General features: G+C 61.2%; 13 protein-coding genes. 2 read left to right on the top strand and 11 right to left on the bottom strand.

The window, feature by feature from the left end:
- Nucleotides 1-11: 11 nt before the first annotated feature.
- From FY258_RS00095 to loaP, 4 genes are all read right to left on the bottom strand, one after another.
- Nucleotides 12-977: a glycosyltransferase family 2 protein gene (locus FY258_RS00095; protein ID WP_182279346.1), complete on the bottom strand. Its 966-nt coding sequence runs from the start codon at nucleotides 975-977 to the stop codon at nucleotides 12-14.
- Nucleotides 974-1,840 (bottom strand): glycosyltransferase family 2 protein, encoded by an 867-nt coding sequence (locus tag FY258_RS00100; protein WP_118102318.1) that lies wholly within the window; start codon nucleotides 1,838-1,840, stop codon nucleotides 974-976. The genes FY258_RS00095 and FY258_RS00100 overlap by 4 nt, the downstream gene beginning before the upstream one ends.
- Nucleotides 1,841-1,842: 2 nt before the next feature.
- Complete coding sequence (locus FY258_RS00105) at nucleotides 1,843-2,547, bottom strand: sugar transferase (protein WP_118103895.1); 705 nt, start codon at nucleotides 2,545-2,547, stop codon at nucleotides 1,843-1,845.
- Between the two features lie 66 nt (nucleotides 2,548-2,613).
- Complete coding sequence (gene loaP, locus FY258_RS00110) at nucleotides 2,614-3,126, bottom strand: antiterminator LoaP (protein WP_118102319.1); 513 nt, start codon at nucleotides 3,124-3,126, stop codon at nucleotides 2,614-2,616.
- Between the two features lie 292 nt (nucleotides 3,127-3,418).
- On the opposite strand from loaP, the gene FY258_RS00115 reads away from it, so the two are divergent.
- Nucleotides 3,419-5,566: a DUF4012 domain-containing protein gene (locus tag FY258_RS00115; RefSeq protein ID WP_118102320.1), complete on the top strand. Its 2,148-nt coding sequence runs from the start codon at nucleotides 3,419-3,421 to the stop codon at nucleotides 5,564-5,566.
- Between the two features lie 4 nt (nucleotides 5,567-5,570).
- Nucleotides 5,571-6,158 (top strand): bifunctional nuclease family protein, encoded by a 588-nt coding sequence (locus FY258_RS00120; protein ID WP_118102321.1) that lies wholly within the window; start codon nucleotides 5,571-5,573, stop codon nucleotides 6,156-6,158.
- A 287-nt stretch (nucleotides 6,159-6,445) separates the two neighbouring features.
- Here the strand turns inward: FY258_RS00120 and gyrA are convergent, their stop codons facing one another.
- The 7 genes from gyrA to FY258_RS00155 all read right to left on the bottom strand — a co-directional run bounded on the left by gyrA (nucleotide 6,446) and on the right by FY258_RS00155 (nucleotide 17,653).
- Nucleotides 6,446-9,241, bottom strand: coding sequence for a DNA gyrase subunit A (gene gyrA, locus FY258_RS00125; protein ID WP_118103897.1), 2,796 nt, complete (start codon nucleotides 9,239-9,241; stop codon nucleotides 6,446-6,448).
- A gap of 161 nt (nucleotides 9,242-9,402) precedes the next feature.
- Nucleotides 9,403-11,427, bottom strand: coding sequence for a DNA topoisomerase (ATP-hydrolyzing) subunit B (gyrB, locus tag FY258_RS00130; protein ID WP_118102322.1), 2,025 nt, complete (start codon nucleotides 11,425-11,427; stop codon nucleotides 9,403-9,405).
- Nucleotides 11,428-11,588: 161 nt separating this feature from the next.
- Nucleotides 11,589-11,969: a DciA family protein gene (locus FY258_RS00135; protein WP_118102323.1), complete on the bottom strand. Its 381-nt coding sequence runs from the start codon at nucleotides 11,967-11,969 to the stop codon at nucleotides 11,589-11,591.
- A gap of 30 nt (nucleotides 11,970-11,999) precedes the next feature.
- Nucleotides 12,000-13,082 carry a DNA replication/repair protein RecF gene (gene recF, locus FY258_RS00140; RefSeq protein ID WP_118102324.1) on the bottom strand — a complete coding sequence of 361 codons (1,083 nt, stop codon included), beginning with the start codon at nucleotides 13,080-13,082 and terminating at the stop codon, nucleotides 12,000-12,002.
- Between the two features lie 12 nt (nucleotides 13,083-13,094).
- Nucleotides 13,095-14,198, bottom strand: coding sequence for a DNA polymerase III subunit beta (gene dnaN / locus FY258_RS00145; protein WP_006723493.1), 1,104 nt, complete (start codon nucleotides 14,196-14,198; stop codon nucleotides 13,095-13,097).
- A gap of 218 nt (nucleotides 14,199-14,416) precedes the next feature.
- A complete protein-coding gene (locus FY258_RS00150; protein WP_118102325.1) occupies nucleotides 14,417-16,183 on the bottom strand; it encodes a DnaA ATPase domain-containing protein in 1,767 nt (588 codons plus the stop codon).
- 63 nt (nucleotides 16,184-16,246) lie between these two features.
- Nucleotides 16,247-17,653, bottom strand: a complete 1,407-nt coding sequence (locus tag FY258_RS00155) for an ATP-binding protein (RefSeq protein ID WP_118102326.1) — start codon at nucleotides 17,651-17,653, stop codon at nucleotides 16,247-16,249.
- Nucleotides 17,654-17,765: the final 112 nt, after the last annotated feature.

Here is a 17,765-nt window from a genome sequence, read left to right on the forward strand (position 1 = left end):
TGCAAGTTGTCCTATCGACCCGTCAATTTACTGTACATCTTCCACGCTAATCGATAGGCATCAAGACCAAGGGTTAACACCGATAGTGCCACCTTATCAAGCCGTGGCACCCGATCATTCCCAATCAAGTCGCCTTTCAGCCTCTCCACCGTATCCAAAGCATCACATTCCAATGAAATGGTTCTTTCATCGCGGGGATATTGCGTCCTCAGCACACTCAAGGAGTGGTAAACGCAATATCTACTTGCAGCTCGGCTAAGGTCATCATCGGCAAGTTCGTCAATCATTTCCTTCGCACTGCACGCGAGCTCATACCTATCAAATACTCGAGCATCAACATTGTGCGTTATTGAATCACCATTCATGTAGTATGAATACAACTGCTCATCCGTTACGGCAACTTTCCTCGCCCTCAATAACGTCTCACAGCTATACTTGACATCTTCGTAAAGGCGCCCCTCGGGGAACCGCACTTCTTCAAGCATTCTCGCCTTATACAGCTTGGCACACGCCGAAATTCCGACTTTTTCACCGTATAAAAGGGAGAGCAATGCTTCCTTACTCTCAAGACACCAAGTCGATCCATCTTTTTCGTTCAAATTAGGCTCAGAATAGTCCTTCACAATCTTCATCTGTGAGCAAACCATGTCAGCAGACGTGCGCTCCTGAATGTTGACCATTTTCTCAAGATAGTCCTCAGAGATGCTGTCATCAGAGTCAACATATGTAATAAAGTCGCCTCTCGCAGCAGATGTACCCGCATTCCTAGCAGAAGAAAGCCCTCCGTTTGGTTTGTGAATAACCCTGAATCTACTGTCGGCCCGCGCGACCTCATCACAAATCCCTGGTGACCCGTCCACAGAGCCGTCATCAACCAGGATGCACTCAAAATCAGTGTATGTTTGACTCTTAACTGACGTTACGCATCTTGGTAAAACATCTTCCTTGTTGTATATGGGAACGATGATGGAAATCACTTTGCACCCAATCTTCTACCGACCTTGTTCCCCAATAGCCGCGCCAGGCAATCAAAGGTGAACGCCAATATTTCAACGACGTTTCTCTCGTCCCACAACCCTCTCACCACAAATTCAACGAGCTTCTTACCCTCGCTGCTTTCCGAGGAAACTCCCAACTCATTATCGTGTCGAGAAAGAAACATACCTATTTCTTTATTTCGCTGGAATTGTCGATTGATTGATAGGTTATGTGAATGATAAACACACGCATCCGCAACGTAGCAGACACTCATATCCGCTTTCAGGCAGCGGGCGGCGGCGAGCATATCTTCATTAGTGGAGCATGGGGTGGGAACCCCTCCTATTAAGCTGAGGGATGAGCGGCGGTACATGCAGCAAACATCAGACGAGAAAAAAGCTTTAATTCCAAGCCTCTTAATGTCTTTCTCGGATCGTTTATTGGATTCGTCTGGGTAGTTGAATTCCCTAACCAATCTCTCAAAGGGTCGCGCATCCTCTTTCGGAAGTTGACGCGCAGACACAATGGCAACATCCCCGTCCTCAAAAGGACGCAGCAGCTTCTCAAGCAGGAATTCATCAACTGGAACGGCATCCTGCGTCATAAAAAGTACGAAATCGCCCACCGACTCATTAAATCCCAGGTTTCTGGTTCCACCGTGATCAAAATCTTTTCTCTGGATTTCAATCACGCGAACGAGGGGGTGCGTTTTCGCAATCTCAACCGTATGGTCGTCAGAAGAAGAATCGATAACGATTATCTCTCGCGGAGCAAAAGTCTGCGCCTCCAAAAGAGCTAACAAGTCTTCAATTTCCGGCTCGGCATTAAGAGTCGGAATTACCACGGAAACGGAATCACTCATTTTCACTGGCCGCTTCCCATCGCTTTGAAGGTCCTGACAAAAATGCGCAAGTCAAGCGCGAAGCTCGCATGCCTCACGTAGAACAGCTCCAGCATCTGCCTGTCGCCGTTCTCCCATGTTGCGTTATTGCGCTCGGTCACCTGCCACCAACCAGTGATACCGGGCTTCACCGACAAAAACTCGTCGCGAGCGCTACCAAACTCGTACGTTTCCTCAATCGTCACCGGTCTGGGCCCAATCACAGATAAATCGCCGGTTAGCACGTTGAGAAACTGGGGCAGCTCATCCAAGCTCGTGTTGCGCAGGAACCTGCCGATGCGCGTGATGCGCGGATCGTCATCGACCTTCTGCTCGCGCTCCCACTGCTCCAACTGCTCGGGAGTCATATAACGCTGGGGGTTTGTATGCGCGTCCGTCACCATGGTGCGGATCTTCCAAATGCGAATCTTCTTGCCATTCAGACCTATACGCTCCTGGCGGAAGAACGGAGCACCCGGGGAATCGAGCACCACGAACAAGCACAGAACCGCGACGGGCAGGACGAGAACCGCGCAGACCACAGCACTGAACACAATGTCGAACAAGCGCTTTACAAAACGATATCCCGCGCCGCCGGGTTTGGGCGCGGGGACCGTATCGTCCGGCGGCGGGACGCAGAAATCTCCCCGCTTTGCCACGCGGAAGCGAGTGGCTTGTTCTTCACTCATGCCCTCACCCCTCGCCAGATCTCTCGATTCGGCCACTGACCCTTCCCCCTTTGATCAATTCAAGCCTCATTTCTTGGATACAATCTCCAGCCCGACTCGAATCGCTTTATGTCGTCCAAACATGTCCATATCCACCCATGCCAGGCGCTTGTGCCGGTCTATCCGCGTAATCCGCGCCTCGTGACCCTTGAGCGGCCCACGAATCACCATCACGCGATCTCCCTCGATGACGCCCTCGCTCATCTCCATCACATGGGTGTCCACGTTTGTGGTGGCGTTAATCCAGGCGACCTCATCGGCGGTAAGGGGCAAACACGTATCGCCTGCAGATGTGAGCATGCGGGTAAATGCGGGCACACGCCCGAGGGCCTCGCGAACCTGCTCCGGCATGCTCGTCTGCACAAACACGTAGCCTGGATACAGCTTTTCCAATATGCGGTGCCACTGGCCAGCCTTTCGATGCATGATCTCGCGCTTGGGGACAAAGCAGTCCTCAACCGCCCCCTGCGCGATCTTTGCTATCAGCGCCGCGGCCCTGTCCTCCTGGCCACCGACCACCTGAACTACAAATACACCCATTGCAGCAACACCATTTCCGTACGGCCACGCCCGAGCCCGTGAAACCACAAGCCTGAACTGCCATACTGCAGCGATACATATTCAAACCCCCAACCACTCGCAGCAACGCGCTCTCAGCGACGATTACCGGCAATCGGGATATGTGTGAGAAATAGTGTAACTCATAGGGCAGTATTTCTCTTTTTTCCATCCGAGGGGAAATATGTAACCGCGCGTCTACACATATCGTGCGAAAGCGCAGCTACATGAGCGAGTACAATGTCTGACACCTATATATCAGTGTGGAGGACTTATGCCTGTTGACAACAACATGCCTCACGGCAACCACTTTGCCTCGAATGGACCGCGTCCGGGCAGCGCGGGATCAAGCGCTAACGGCAATCGCCATACGCCCGCTCCGGATACCACCGAGGCTTTTATGATGGCGAGCCGTAGCGGTAGGACCGCCAAACCGGCTCCAGCGCAACCCGTAGCCAACCCCGGCGCGGGGGCGAGCATGGGCGGGCAGGATGCCTATCAGCAGGGCAATTTGCACCAGCAGCAAGGCCGCACATACACGAGCGCGGGACGTGGCGGCTCCGCGTACGGCGCGGCGCAGGCAAGCTCGGCCAGAAGCGCCTACTCTGCCAACGGTGGCCCCGAGCCCAAAAGGGGCAAGGGCAAGATCATCGGCTTGGTCGTGGGAATCGTCATCCTCGCCGTCGTGGCGTTTGGAGGCACCACGGGCTTCTTCCTTTATAAGGACGCGAAGAATCTTCAGGCGCAGGCAGGCACGCTCATGTCTGAGGTCTCGTCCATGAAGGACTACCTCAAGAATGGCGAGGGCGAGCAGCTCAACGCCACCGCCGGCACCGTTGCCGAACAGATCGCCTCCATGCGCGACACGGTGAATGGCCCCGCATGGACCATCGCGAGCTTTATCCCCGTGTACGGCGACGACATCAAGCTCGTGCGTGGGATGATGGAGCAGGCCGACATCCTGGCTCAAGATGCCATGCTGCCGGCATGCACCCAGCTCGAGGACTTCAAGCTTGGCAATCTTCTCACCGATGGCGCCGTGAACATCGATATGCTCCAGGGACTCATTACCACCATCCAGGATGTGGAGCCTGTCGTCTCCTCGAGCATCGACGCCATCGACGCCCTGCCCGAGCCCCACATCGGAAAAATCCAGGAGCTCATGAGCAAGGTGACCGAACCCATGGCTTCCCTCAAGACGGTCCTCTCCAACATCAACGAGATCGCACCCGTCCTCCCTCAGATGCTAGGCGACGGCGGCTCGCGCACGTACCTCCTCATGGCGCAGCAAAATGCCGAGTTGCGCGCCACGGGCGGCCTGCCCGGGTCCATCGGCCCGCTCATTGTTGAAAACGGCAAGATTACTGTCGGCGAGTTTGTTGCGGGCAGCACCAACTTCTCCACCGAGGCCAACATGCACGGTGATGTCACCGCTGAGGAGAACGCCCTGTTCTCCGACCGCATGGCGACCCGCATCACTGACACCAACTTCAACCCCGATTTCCCTCGCGTCGCACACTTTGCCAAGGGCCTGTACGAGGCAGGTACCGGTCAAAAGGTCGACGGCGTGATTGCCATCGACCCGGTGTTCCTGCAGTACTTGCTCGCGCTCGCCGGCGGCGTGGACGCTGCGGGCATCAACGTAAACGGCGACAACGCCGCAGCGCTCATGCTGCACGACGCCTACAACATGCTCAGCGTCGAGCAAACCGACCAGTTCTTCTCCGGCGTGGCGGGGCTGGCGTTCAAGCAGATCATGGGCAACCTGGGTGAAGTCGGGTTCTCCGACCTCTTCAAGACGCTCGGCCGTGGCATTGCCGAGCACCGTTTCCTCGCTTGGATGGAAAACCCCGAGGAGGAGGAGCTCATGACCCTCATGGGGTGCTCCGGCGCCCTCAGGGACGACCCTGCCGAGCCCGAGCTGGGCGTGTACTTTGCCGACGAGACCTGGTCCAAGATCAGCTGGTACTTCTCCAGCAACACGCACGTGGACGAGGGTGTTAAGAACGGCGACGGCACCACCTCCTACCGCGTGACCACCACCATGACGAATAACCTCACGCTTGCCGAGGCTGCCAATCAGGTCGACTACATCACGGGTTACCACCCCAACAAGAAGAACCGTGCGGGCATGTTCATGCACGTGTACCTGGTGGCGCCCGCAGGCGGCACCATCTCGAACATCACCACCGAGGGGGGCGACTTCTCGCCACAGCCCTTCACCGAGATGCCGTACAACCAGTGGACCTTCTTCACCGCGAGCCCCGTTCTGGCGGGCGGCGAGACCATCACGATCTCCTACGACGTGACCGTCTCCGCCGAAGCCGAGCAACCCCTCATGGTTCGCACCACGCCCACGGCGCAGGTTGTTGCCGGTTGGGGAGCCAACGAGGCGGACCCCCAGCCCGAGGCGGCGGAGTAGCACTGTGATTCGCGTTGATATCGAAAGCATCGTCATGGCCGCCGGGCCCGTACCCTCCGTTGTTGTGCTGCGCGAGCGCAAGGGCGAAGCTGGGTCTGGCGCGCCGCTGCGTGCACTGTCCATCCAGACCGGCGCGTACGAGGCAGCCGCCATTGGCGGTGGGATGGACTCCGACAAGGCCGCGCCGAGACCCATCGCGCACGACGTGATGTTGCGCACGGTGCAGGAGCTGGGCGCCAAAATCGAGCGCGTTGAGATCAACCGCTGGGAGGCGCCTGTGTTCTACGCCGATGTGGTGTTGGACCGCGGGGGCGACGGTGGTTGCCGCGGCGAGAACGGTACGGACGGCGAGGGCCGCTATGGCGATGGCAATACGGCTGAAACCCGCAGCCGTGAGATCAAGATCGACGCGCGCCCGAGCGACGCGCTCGCCCTGGCGGCGCGCTCCAACGCCCCCATTTACGTTGAGGACGAGGTCATGAACCGCGCGGGAAGCATCTCGCTCCAGTCCGACGCCGACCCGGACTCTGCAAAAGAGGAGCTCGAACGCTTCGACGAGTTCGTTCAGGGCCTATCCCCTGACGACTTCTAGGTCTCAATTGGGGACAGGTACAAATTGAGACGTTTTACCGGGGCTGGGTTGCCAGCCCCGGTTTTTTTGGCGTGAAAACGGCGGGCGAGGCTACTCATCAGGCGAACATCGCGACTCGATGACGCCACGCAGACCTAAAACTGCTGGCCGCGATATGCGGCCCGGTCCCCAGCCTTATACCCGCATGGAGACCGGAAGGCCCATGGCGCCCCAGTCGAAGGCAAAAAGGCGGCCCCGACCATTTGGTCGAAGCCGCCTTGTCAGCGAATACGCTCCCGCGAAATGCCCTACTCCTCGAGCAGGTCCTCCAGGGCCTCGTCGCCGGAACCGATGTCCACGTGGTCCTCATCACCAGGGACCTGCGGGGCGGCGCCGTCCGGCAGGTCAGTCGGCTCCTGGCCCTCGGCCTCGGCGGGGCCCTCGGCCTCAACGGACTCCTCGTCCTCGGCAGAATCCCCATCCTTCTTCTTGGCCGCGGTCATACGAGCCACGGCGGTGACACGGTCGCCCTCATCCACGCTCATCATCTTCACGCCCTGGGTGGCGCGGCCGGTCTGGGAGATCTCGGCGGTCTTCACGCGGAGGACGGTTGCGCCCTCGGTGATGATGAGCAGCTCGTGCTGCGGGCCTACCACCTTCATGGCAGCCAGCGCGCCCTTGCGCTCGGTCATCTGGATCGTGTACACACCCTGACCGCCGCGGTTCTGCTCGGGGTAGTCGGCAACCGGCGTGCGCTTGCCATAACCGCGCTCGGTAATCACAAAGAGTTCGCCACTGCCGTTGGTGATCTCCATGCCCAGGACCTCGGCGTCGGCCTTCATGCCGATACCGCGAACACCACTCGTGTCACGGCCGGTAGCGCGCACCTGGTCCTCGCTAAACATGATGGCCTTGCCGGCGGTGGTCGCCATGATGATCTTGTCACCCGGCTTCACGCGGCGCACGCCGAGCAGACGGTCGCCGTCCTTGATGTTGATGGCGATGATACCATCGCGGCGGGAACGGTCGTAGGCGGCCATGGCCGTCTTCTTCACCATGCCGTGCGCGGTGGCGAACATGAGGTACTCGTCCTCGGGGAACTCACGGCAGGAAATCACGGACGCGATCTTCTCGCCGTCCTCGAACGGCAGCAGGTTCACGATCGCGGTGCCGCGGGCCTGGCGCGTGCCCTCGGGCAGCTCATGCACCTTGAGGCGGTAGACCTTGCCCTTGGTGGAGAAGAACAGCACGTACTCATGGGTGCTGGCGATGAACATCTCGTCGATGACGTCGTCTTCCTTGAGGTTGACGCCGGAAACGCCCTTGCCGCCGCGCTTCTGGGCGCGATACGACTCGACCGGGATGCGCTTGACGTAGCCGGTGTGGGTGATGGTGACGACCATGTCCTCGTCGGCAATGAGGTCCTCGACGTTGAGGTCCTTCTCGGCGCCGGTGATCTGGGTGCGACGCTTGTCGCCGAACTTGCGGGCGATCTCGCGCATTTCCTCCTTGATCACGCCGAGGATCTTCTCCTCGTGCGCAAGCAGGTCCTCGTAGTACGCGATCGCGCGGCGCAGGCCCTCGAGCTCCTCCTCGATCTTGTCGCGCTCCAGGCCGGTGAGGCGGCGGAGCTTCATCTCGAGGATGGCCGTGGTCTGCTCGGGACTGAACCCAAAGCGCTCGATGAGGCGGCTGCTGGCCTCGGCGTCCGTCTGCGAGGAGCGGATGATGGAGATGACCTCGTCGATATGGTCGAGGGCCTTGAGATAGCCCTCAAGGATGTGCGCACGAGCCTGGGCCTTCTTGAGGTCGAAGCGGGTGCGGCGGGTCACTACGTCGACCTGATGGTCGATGTAGTGCTGCAGCATCTCGCGCAGCGACAGGCGCTTGGGAATGCCGTTGACCAGCGCGAGGTTGTTCGCGCCGAAGGTGGTCTGCAGCGAGGTGTACTTATACAGGTTGTTGAGCACGACCTGCGGGATGACGCCCTTCTTGAGCTCGATCACGAGGCGCAGGCCCTTTTGGGTGGACTCGTCGCGCATGTCGGAGATGCCCTCGATGCGCTTCTCGTTCACGAGGCTCGCGATCTTCTCCTGCAGGGTGCCCTTATTCACCATGTACGGGATCTCGGTGAACACCAGGCGGTTGCGGCCCGTCTTGGTGGACTCGACATGCGCCTTGGCGCGCACGGTGATGGAGCCGCGGCCGGTCTCGTAAGACTGGCGGATGCCGTCGGTGCCCATGATGAGGGCGCCCGTGGGGAAGTCGGGGCCGGGCATGATCTGCATGAGATCGTCGACCGTCGCGTCGGGGTGGTCGATGAGATAGCAGGTGGCCTCGACGGCCTCGCCCATGTTGTGCGGGGCGATGTTGGTGGCCATGCCGACCGCGATGCCCTGGGAGCCGTTCACCAGCAGGTTGGGGAAGCGAGCGGGCAGCGCCGTGGGCTCGGCGAGGGACTCGTCGTAGTTGGGCTGCCAGTCGACGGTGTCCTTCTGCAGGTCGCGCAGGAGCTCCATGGCAGGCTTGGCCAGGCGGGACTCGGTGTAACGCATGGCGGCGGCGCCGTCGCCGTCGATGTTGCCGAAGTTGCCGTGGCCATCGATGAGCGGGGTGCGCATGGAGAACCACTGGGCAAGGCGGACCATGGTGTCATAGACCGCGGAGTCGCCGTGTGGGTGGTACTTACCGATAACTTCGCCGACCGTCCAGGCGGACTTCTTGTGCGGGCGGTTGGGGAAGATGCCGCTCTCGTTCATTGCGTACAGGATGCGGCGGTGAACCGGCTTGAGGCCGTCGCGCACATCCGGGAGGGCACGGGCGGTGATGACCGACATCGAGTACTCGATGAAGGACTGCTTCATTTCCCTGCCGAACTCGCTGATCTGCAGCGAGCCGCCATTCACATCCGTACCGGCGTCCTCGCCGCGGTCGTTGGCGCCAAAGCTCTCCTCGAGCTCCTCGTCATCATCCTCTTCCTCGTCGGACTCGGCGTCCGGATCGTACGCAGAGGCGTCGTCCTCGTTGGCGCGAGCGAGCAGGCGCTTGAGGTCCTCGGGCATACCCTCGGACGCGGCGCCCTGCTCGAGCTCGTCGTTGTTCATATCGTCAGCCACGGGTTCTCCTTATCGGTCGTGGTCGCAGATGTGTAATTGGGGACGGGTGCAAATTACACATCCCGGGCGGCCGATGCGGGCCGCAGGGTGCGTGAACTCGCCGATGTGTAATTTGCACCCGTCCCCAATTACACATCGGCCGGCGCCGGCTAGGCGTCCAGGAAGCGGGCGTCGTGCGCGTGCTTCTCGATGTACTCGCGGCGATATCCGACCTCGGAACCCATGAGCTCGCGGACGGCGCGGTCGGCCACGACGGCGTCCTCGATGGTCACGCGCTGCAAGATGCGGGTCTTGGGGTCCATGGTGGTACTGGCCAGCTGCTTGGGGTCCATCTCGCCCAGACCTTTGTAGCGCTGGACGGTGTAGCCCTTACGCTTCTTGGTGACCTTGCCGTTGGACTGCTCGTCCTCAGACTCGTCGGGGTTGAGGCCAAGCGCGGCGATGGAGTCGCGCAGGATTTCGTCTTCCGCCTGACGGCCGTTGGGGTAGACGTAGTGGATCTTGTTGCGGACCTTGATACCAAAGATCGGCGGGCAGGCCACGTACACGTAGCCGGCGTCGATGAGCGGGCGCATGTACTTGTAGAAGAAGGTCAGCAGCAAGATGCGGATGTGGGCGCCGTCGACGTCGGCATCCGTCATGATGATGATCTTGTGGTAACGGGCCTTGGTGATGTCGAAATCGCCACCGTCGCCGTTGCCGGTCGTCACGCCGCAGCCGATGGCGGTGATGAGCGACTGGATTGTCTCGGAGGAGAAGGCGCGGTGATCGCCCACACGCTCGACGTTCAGGATCTTGCCGCGCAGGGGCAGGATCGCTTGGATGTCTCGGCGACGGCCGTCCTTGGCCGAACCGCCTGCCGAGTCGCCCTCTACGATGAAGAGCTCGGTCAATTCGGCATTGCGCTCCGAACAGTCGGCGAGCTTGCCGGGCAGGCTCGCGGTCTCCAGCAGCGACTTGCGGCGGGTCGCCTCACGCGCCTTGCGGGCGGCGTTGCGGGCCTTGCTCGCCTGCTGGGCTTTCTTGATGATCTCGCGCGCCTGCTTGGGGTGCTCCTCGAGGTAGTCGGCCAGGCCTTCGGAAACGACCTTGCGGGTGAGCGTGCGCATGAAGGAGCTGCCGAGCTTGGCCTTGGTCTGACCCTCGAACTGCGGGTCGGCGAGCTTGACGGAGACGACGGCGGTGAGGCCCTCGCGGATATCGTCACCCGTGAGGTTGCCCTCTTTCTCCTTGATGATGCCGTTCTTGCGGGCGTACTCGTTGATCACGCTGGTGAGGGCGCCGCGGAAGCCCTCCATGTGCATGCCGCCCTCGATGGTGCGGATGTCGTTGGCAAAGGAGACCACGCTCTCGGAGTAGGAGGTGTTCCACTGGATGGCCACCTCGACCTCGCCGGTCTTCTCTATTGGGGCGCCCTCCTCGGACGCGCCGGCCAGGTAGATGGGATCCTTGAGGTCATCGGGCACAGTCTTGCCCTCGTTCAGGAACTTGACGAAGTCGATGATGCCGCCGGCGTAGCAGAACTCCTCGACCTGGGGCTCCACCGAGCGCTCGTCGCGCAGGACGATCTTGAGATTCTTGTTGAGGAACGCCGTCTGCTGCAGACGGTCGTGCAGGGTGTCGAAGTCGTAGACGGTGGTCTCGAAGATCTCGTCATCCGGCCAGAAGGTGACGGTGGTACCGGTCGTGTTCGAGGTGCCGACCTCCTCCATCTTCCGGGTGGTTTTGCCGCGGGAGAACTCCATCTCGTAGACCTTGCCGTCGCGGCGGACCTGGACGTTCATCTTCTTGGAGAGCGCGTTAACGACGGAGACGCCCACGCCGTGCAGGCCGCCGGAGACCTTGTAGGCCGAGTTGTCGAACTTGCCGCCGGCGTGGAGGATCGTCATGACGACCTCGAGCGTGGGGATCTTCTTGACCGGGTGCATATCGACCGGGATGCCGCGGCCGTTGTCCACGACGGTGATCGAGTTGTCGGGATGGACCGTGACCTCGATGCTGGAGCAGAAGCCGGCCATGGCCTCGTCGACGGAGTTGTCGACGATCTCCCACACGAGGTGGTGCAAGCCGGTCGAGCTCGTGGAACCGATATACATACCAGGACGGACGCGAACGGCCTCAAGGCCCTCGAGGACCTTGATCTCGCTTCCGCCGTATTCGTTCTCATTCGCCACGTGGTTCTCCCTTTTTAGTGTGAAGTATGGCTAACCTTTACAGTTTATCGCATGGAACGAAGGTAAAACGCGCAATGAACGAGGTCCCGAATACCTCTACAAGCCCCTCAGAGCCCGTTTACGGGGACTTTGGCTCTGATGTGTAATCGGGGACGGTCCCGCTACTCCCGAGGACCCTTGGCAAAGCCGGGGCGGGTGGTCTTGACCACGATGTTGCCCACAGCGCCGCCGCATGCGTCCATGCGGGCGCGGATGATTTCGCGCATCATGGTGAGCTCCTGGGTCCAGGAGGCACCGTCCGTATAAACGATGAGTTCATCGCGCTCGGCGACGTAGTGCAGGCCCGTGACGTGCTTGCCCTCGCGCGTGCCGGCGCACACCTTGTTCCACGCCTGGAAGATGACATGGCGGCGCTCGGCCTTACGGAACTGCGCCTGGCGCTCGGGGGTGGCACCGTCGAACAGGCGCATCTTCTCGGAGTTGATGAACTCGCCCAGACCGGCCGTGGCCTTGAGGCGGCCTTTCTCAGTCACTTTGCCCATGTCGTTTTCCCTTCTCCCCCACGTCCCCAATTACACATCGCCGATGTGGATCACGCGGGCGCGCTGGAGCATGTCATCGGCGAAATAGCCGAGGTTCGTGGTGGTGATCACCGTCTGGATCTCGTCGGCAATGAAACCCACGATGGCGTCGCGGCGAGCGGCGTCGAGCTCGCTCATCACGTCGTCGAGCAACAGGAGCGGATACCTGCCGAGGATGTCGCGCGTCACCTGGACTTCGGCGATCTTCCATGCGAGCACGATCGAGCGCTGCTGCCCCTGGCTTCCAAAGTCGCGGGCGGAGCGGCCGTCGATGGTGAACAGCACTTCGTCGCGGTGCGGGCCCACAAGCGTGCAGCCGCGGCGGAGCTCATCCTCGCGGCGCTGGGCGAGCGCGTCCAGGAACTGGGCCGCGATCGCCTCGCGGCCGTCGGCCAGATCCCCAAAGCTCGGCACATAACGGACGTCGGGCTCCTCGTGCGGAGCGATGGTGCGGTAGACCTCGATGAAATGCTCGCGGATGCGCTCGAGCAGGGCCGTGCGATGAAGCAGGAGTTGGGCGCCGGTCGCGGCGAGCGACTCGTCCCACACCTCGAGCAAACCGGGGGCGTAGCCGTCGCGGAGCAGGTTGTTGCGCTGCTCGACCGTACGCTCGTAAGCAGCCAGCAGCTTGGCGTAGTTCTCGTTTAGCTGTACGCCAAAAGAATCGAGCGCCTCGCGGCGGCGTGATGCGGACCGCTTGACCATGTCGAGGTGATCGGGGCAGAACAGCACGCTCGGCAACACGCCGCGGATGCCCGCAGCGCGGGTCTTCTTCCCGTTACGCGTAAACGAGCGCTTGCCCTCGGAAAAATCGAGCCCCATCTCGATGAGGCGTCCCTCCCCTTCGAGCATCAGGCGGATACGGCCCGAGCCCGCGCCCTCGCGCAGCAATTCGGAGGCCGTTGGCTTCCTGAACGAGGCCCCGGCCGTGAGCAGCTGCAACGCCTCGACGAGGTTGGTCTTCCCCACGGCGTTGCGACCCACGAGCACCGTGATGCCCGGGTCCAGCTCGATTTTGCGGTCATCGAAGCTGCGGTAATGGAGAACGGAAAGCTCCGTCGCGGCGATGGACATGGGCGGCGGGGACTAGATGCGGACCGGCATGACCAGGTAGAGGTAGTTGATCTTGTCGTAGGACTTGAACACGCCCGCCTGGTTGTAGCTCTGCAGCTCGAGCGTGATCTCCTTCTCACGGGAGAGCACGTTCAGGCAGCCGAAGATGTAGTGGTAGTTGAAGGCGATGACGCCGCTGGCGCCCTCGGCCTCGACCTCGACTGTGGCCGTGGCGGCGTCCTGGTCGTTGGAAATCGCGGAGAGCATCATCTGACCGGTCTCGACGGAGATGTCGAACTTAACGGCGGAGTTGGCCTGCGCGACCGTGGAAACGCGCTTGAGCGCGGAGGTCAGCGCAGCCACGTCGATCTTGACCGTGGTGGCACAGGACGCGGGCAGGAGCGCCTTGTAGTTGGGGTACATGCCCTCGATACGGCGGGCGACGTAGGTGGTGTTGCCAGCCACGAACACGACCTGCGTATCCGTGGAGCCAATCAAAATGGAGCCCTGGCCGCCGGTGATGGCGAGCGCGTCGTTGAACGCATCGGCAGGTACGTTCAGCTCGAAGCTACCCTCCAGCGAGGAGGTCTCGACCTGTGTGTCGCACACGGCCAGACGATAGGAGTCGGTGGCGACGAGGCGAATCGTGTTGTTCTCGACGGTCATGTACACGCCGTTGAGGACCGGGCGGTTCTTGTCCGTCGAGGTGACGCGCCAGACGCGGCCGACCATCTCGGTCAGGATGTTGGCGGGCAGCTCGACGGAGCGCTCGAGTGCGAACGTGGGGAACTCGGGGAAGTCGCCGGCGTCCAGCGTGTTCAGACGGAAGGTGGAGCGCTCGCAGGTGATGGTCACCTGGCGCTCGGCCAACTCGAAGGACACCGGGGCGTCCGGCAGCGTCTTGACGATGTTGGAGAGCATCTTGCAGGGAATGACGACCTGCCCCTCCTCGTCCACGCGAGCCGCGATGCGATGGCGGATCGAGATGGTGTAGTTGGACGTTTGGAACTCAAGGACCCCGTCGGCGGCGCGCACAAGCACGCCGGAGAGGATGGGGAGCGTAGATGAGGGAGCGATTCCCTTCATCACGACGGCGATGGCATCGGAAAGGGCCGACTGGCTGACCGTGAACTTCATCTCTTTATTATTCCTCTCTTAAATATATATAGGTAATAACAGTAATAACGCAGTGGATGGTGTGGACTACTCTCGTTTGCCCAGGTGTTGGGCCGTTTTTCTTTCAACAATCCATTGTAGACAACGCGCTTGTTTTCCCCCGCGAGATATCCACCTATTTTCCCTCCACCGATTTACGAGTTTTCCACCCAGGTTTTCCACAGGCTTCACCCATGTTTTCACGACTTCAAAAGGATGGTGTTCTTGAGGTTCTGGATGTCCTCTACGATGCGGCGGTCCTCGCGCATCTTGTTCTCGACCACCTTGAGGGAGTTGAGAACCGTGGAGTGGTCGCGCCCGCCGAACTCGGCGCCGATGGCCGGGGTGGTCATCTCGCAGAGGTTGTTGGCGAGGTAGACCGCCACGTGGCGCGCAAAGGCGATGTTGGCCGTGCGGCGCTTGCCCACGAGCTCCTCATGGCTCACGTGGTAGAACTCCTCCACCACGCGCTGAACCGTGTCGACGTGGATGATCTTATGCGCGGTGTTGAAGTAGATCTTGGCCACGCGGTCGATGTCCTCGGCGGTGAGCTCGGCGCCCGAGGCCTCGCGCTCCGAGGAGAGGTTGGCGCAGCGCTCGCAGAAGCTCTCCAGCGAGCGGATGTTGTTGCCCGAAATCTCTGCCATGTGGCGCAGGTGCTCGTCGGTGAGCTTGCCCTCGGAAGATGGCAGGGCCTGGAGCAGCGACGTGTCCACGTTCATGGAGGAAAGGTCCTCGTCCTGCTGGATGATGCTCTCGTAGTAGCGCTTGAGGATGACGTATTTCATCTCAAAGCCCGGCTCGGACACCAGGCAGAGCATGCCGCTGCTGAAGCGGCTGGTGAGGCGCTCGTCCATGGCGAGGTCCTTGGGCGCGCGGTCGGATGCCAGCGCGATTTTCTTGCCCTCGCGGATGAAGCTGTCCACGAGCTGGAAGAAGAACTCGACGGATGCCTGCTTGCCCACGATGTTCTGGACGTCGTCGATGATGAGGATGTCCGCATCGCGGTATTCGCGCATGATGAGGTTGCCAGGGCCGCGTTGGGCGCCGAGCTCGTTCATGTAATCGTCGAGGTAGGCCTGGGAATTTGCGTATTTCACGCGGATGTAGGGCTTTTCTTTTGCCAGGTAGTTGCGGATGGCGAAGAGCAGGTGTGTCTTGCCCAGCCCCGAGTTTCCGTAGATGAACAGGCTCGGGCACTGCTGCGGCTCCTCGGCGTAGGCGGCGAAACGCATGGCGCTGTTGAAGGCGTGGCGGTTCTCGTCGCCTGCGACAAAGCTCGCGAACGTGTACTTGGCGTTGATATCCAGGGCCGCGGCGTCGGGCTCCGGGGTTGCGGCGGGCGCTGCTGCTACGGCGGCGTGGCCCGTCGCAGTCTGTTGCGGCGCGGCGACGTTTTGGCGCTTGCCGGATGCGTTCTGGCTGCGCATCTCGTCCATCATCTTGCGGAACGCTTCGGGCGAGACGGTGTTGCGCACCGTGACACCGGACTTGGAGCTGGGTTCGGACTTGGCGGGGGCGACGGCCGTGGGCTCGCTGGTCACGACGGGCTCCGCCGGCGCAATCGGGCTCGCGGGAGCCTCGGCAAAGCTCGCCGGCACCTCGGCGGCCCTCTGCGGCAGGCCCTCGCCCGCCGGCGCCAGAGACGCGGCCGCCGCCGTCACCGGCGCCGTCGGTGTGGCCGCCGCCGTGGGCGCCTGCGTCTCACTCGGCGCTCCGCCTTCGGCTACCACTACGTTGAGGACCATGGGCATGAACGAGATCTCCTCGAGATAGCGTTCGATCAGCTCGCGCTGTTTGACGAGGTAGTTATAGGCAAATCGGCTGGGGACCTGGATGGTCAGGGATTCGTCGTCAAATCCCGTTGCCCCGCACTGCTCGAGCATGTTGATGAGGCGCGTCTCGCGCCCATCGCGGCGGCAAAACGCTATGACGTCGTCCAAGAGGATGCGCGCTTCGTTATCCATGTCTCACGATTCCTTCTCGTGTCGCGGTTGCTCGCGGTTGAATCCTGCGGTGTGCGTTGGGTGCTACTGCGCCCCCGCGCTCTGCTCGACCCAGGCCTTACCCATGTCGGTGAGCACATACTTCTGACGGGGCTTATGCACGAGGCCCGTGCTCGCCAACGCGTCGAGCTCGCGTGACCATGTGGCGTCCGAGCGCCCGAGCGCGCGTGTGAGGTCGGTTGGTCCACCCTTGCCGTTCTGGTAGATGAACAGCAGTGCCGCCGCGCCGCGCTCACTTACGTATGGACCCTGCTGCGCGGGTGCGGGCGCAACCTGCGTGTATCCCTGACCCGGTGCACCCGCCTGCGGGAACCCTGGCTGGGGGAATCTCTGGTGCTGTTGAAAACCTTGCATGGGATATCCCTGCTGGTATCCGGGGTAGTAGGCGGGCTGCTGCGGGAATGTGCCGACCGCTCCAGGCATCTGGCCGTAGCCTGGCATAGCCCCGGGGTAACCGGGCGTTGCCTGGGCTTGTGGGGGATATGGGGCCTGAGTTTCAGCGGGCTGGTTCTCGGGTGCGGGGGCCTGCGGATTTTGCATCATCGCGCCCGGGAATTGCGCACCGGGCGCCGTCCCCGTCGGAACCTGAGTTCCGGGAAAACCGGCGGGTTGGGCCTGGCCGGCTCCCTGCATCTGGCCGTCCATCATGCCGTAGGGCATCTGACCGGGGTACGACCCGGCTCCGTAGGGTTGTTGCGGATATCCGGATTGAGCCGGGTAGGCTCCAGCCTGGTACGCCCCCGCGCCCCAGGGATCCGTTGGGTTTTGCATGGGCGCCGCTGCGGGTTCCGCCTCGTGCACGCAGCCGCTGCGCACGGCCGCTCCACGTGAAACGGCGTGCTCGAGCTCAGCCGAGCGTTTGGGGTCGACGCTTACAGTCACGACTGTCCCGGCACCCAGGTTGTCCTCTACGGCTATTGCGCCGCCGGCGTTTTCAACATACTGCTGGACCATGGGCAGCCCCGCGCCCGTGCCTCGGATATAGCGCTTCTTCTCTCGGTCGGCGCTTGTGACGCCGAACTCGAATGCCCGCTCTTTATCTCCGATACCCGGTCCCTGGTCGGCAAAGCGGATGGTGTTGCCGTTATCCAGGATGGAGATGACGGGTTCTGAGAACTGCGCGTGGATGAAGTTCTCCACGAGCTCTCGAATGATCATGAGTGAAAGTTTTCCACCCTGCTCTTTCATGGTGCGGTAGACCGTGTTGGTAACGTCCTCGAGGTAGGTTCTCACGTCGCTTTGCTCGACCACGATCACACGCGGGGTGGACAACATGTCGTCGTACACGGATATACGGATGGTGTAGGAGACCTGGTTGGGCGCGTTTTCCACCGTATCGGCCGCAGTCGCGGCAGCGGATCCCCCAACGAGGTGCGTGTTGTCGGGGGCGGGGTCCCCGGAATCCACAAAGGGATAGAAATCTTCTGACATGCTGCATTCTTTCCACGATTGTCGTGAGCCTAGGATACCAGCTCACAGCCCGCGTATTCAAAACTTTCAACAAGTTTTCCTTCCGTGTTGAAAAGTGTTGGAAATCTCGGAA

Source organism: Collinsella intestinalis (assembly GCF_902364775.2).
Classification (GTDB): Bacteria; Actinomycetota; Coriobacteriia; order Coriobacteriales; family Coriobacteriaceae; genus Collinsella.

Excerpts from the sequence above, each read along its gene's own strand:
- FY258_RS00100 (WP_118102318.1), bottom strand. The coding sequence starts at position 1,840 with ATGAGTGATTCCGTTTCCGTGGTAATTCCGACTCTTAATGCCGAGCCG.
- FY258_RS00105 (WP_118103895.1), bottom strand. The coding sequence starts at position 2,547 with ATGAGTGAAGAACAAGCCACTCGCTTCCGCGTGGCAAAGCGGGGAGAT.
- loaP (WP_118102319.1), bottom strand. The coding sequence starts at position 3,126 with ATGGGTGTATTTGTAGTTCAGGTGGTCGGTGGCCAGGAGGACAGGGCC.
- FY258_RS00115 (WP_118102320.1), top strand. The coding sequence starts at position 3,419 with ATGCCTGTTGACAACAACATGCCTCACGGCAACCACTTTGCCTCGAAT.
- gyrA (WP_118103897.1), bottom strand. The coding sequence starts at position 9,241 with ATGAACAACGACGAGCTCGAGCAGGGCGCCGCGTCCGAGGGTATGCCC.
- FY258_RS00135 (WP_118102323.1), bottom strand. The coding sequence starts at position 11,969 with ATGGGCAAAGTGACTGAGAAAGGCCGCCTCAAGGCCACGGCCGGTCTG.
- recF (WP_118102324.1), bottom strand. The coding sequence starts at position 13,082 with ATGTCCATCGCCGCGACGGAGCTTTCCGTTCTCCATTACCGCAGCTTC.
- dnaN (WP_006723493.1), bottom strand. The coding sequence starts at position 14,198 with ATGAAGTTCACGGTCAGCCAGTCGGCCCTTTCCGATGCCATCGCCGTC.
- FY258_RS00150 (WP_118102325.1), bottom strand. The coding sequence starts at position 16,183 with ATGGATAACGAAGCGCGCATCCTCTTGGACGACGTCATAGCGTTTTGC.
- FY258_RS00155 (WP_118102326.1), bottom strand. The coding sequence starts at position 17,653 with ATGTCAGAAGATTTCTATCCCTTTGTGGATTCCGGGGACCCCGCCCCC.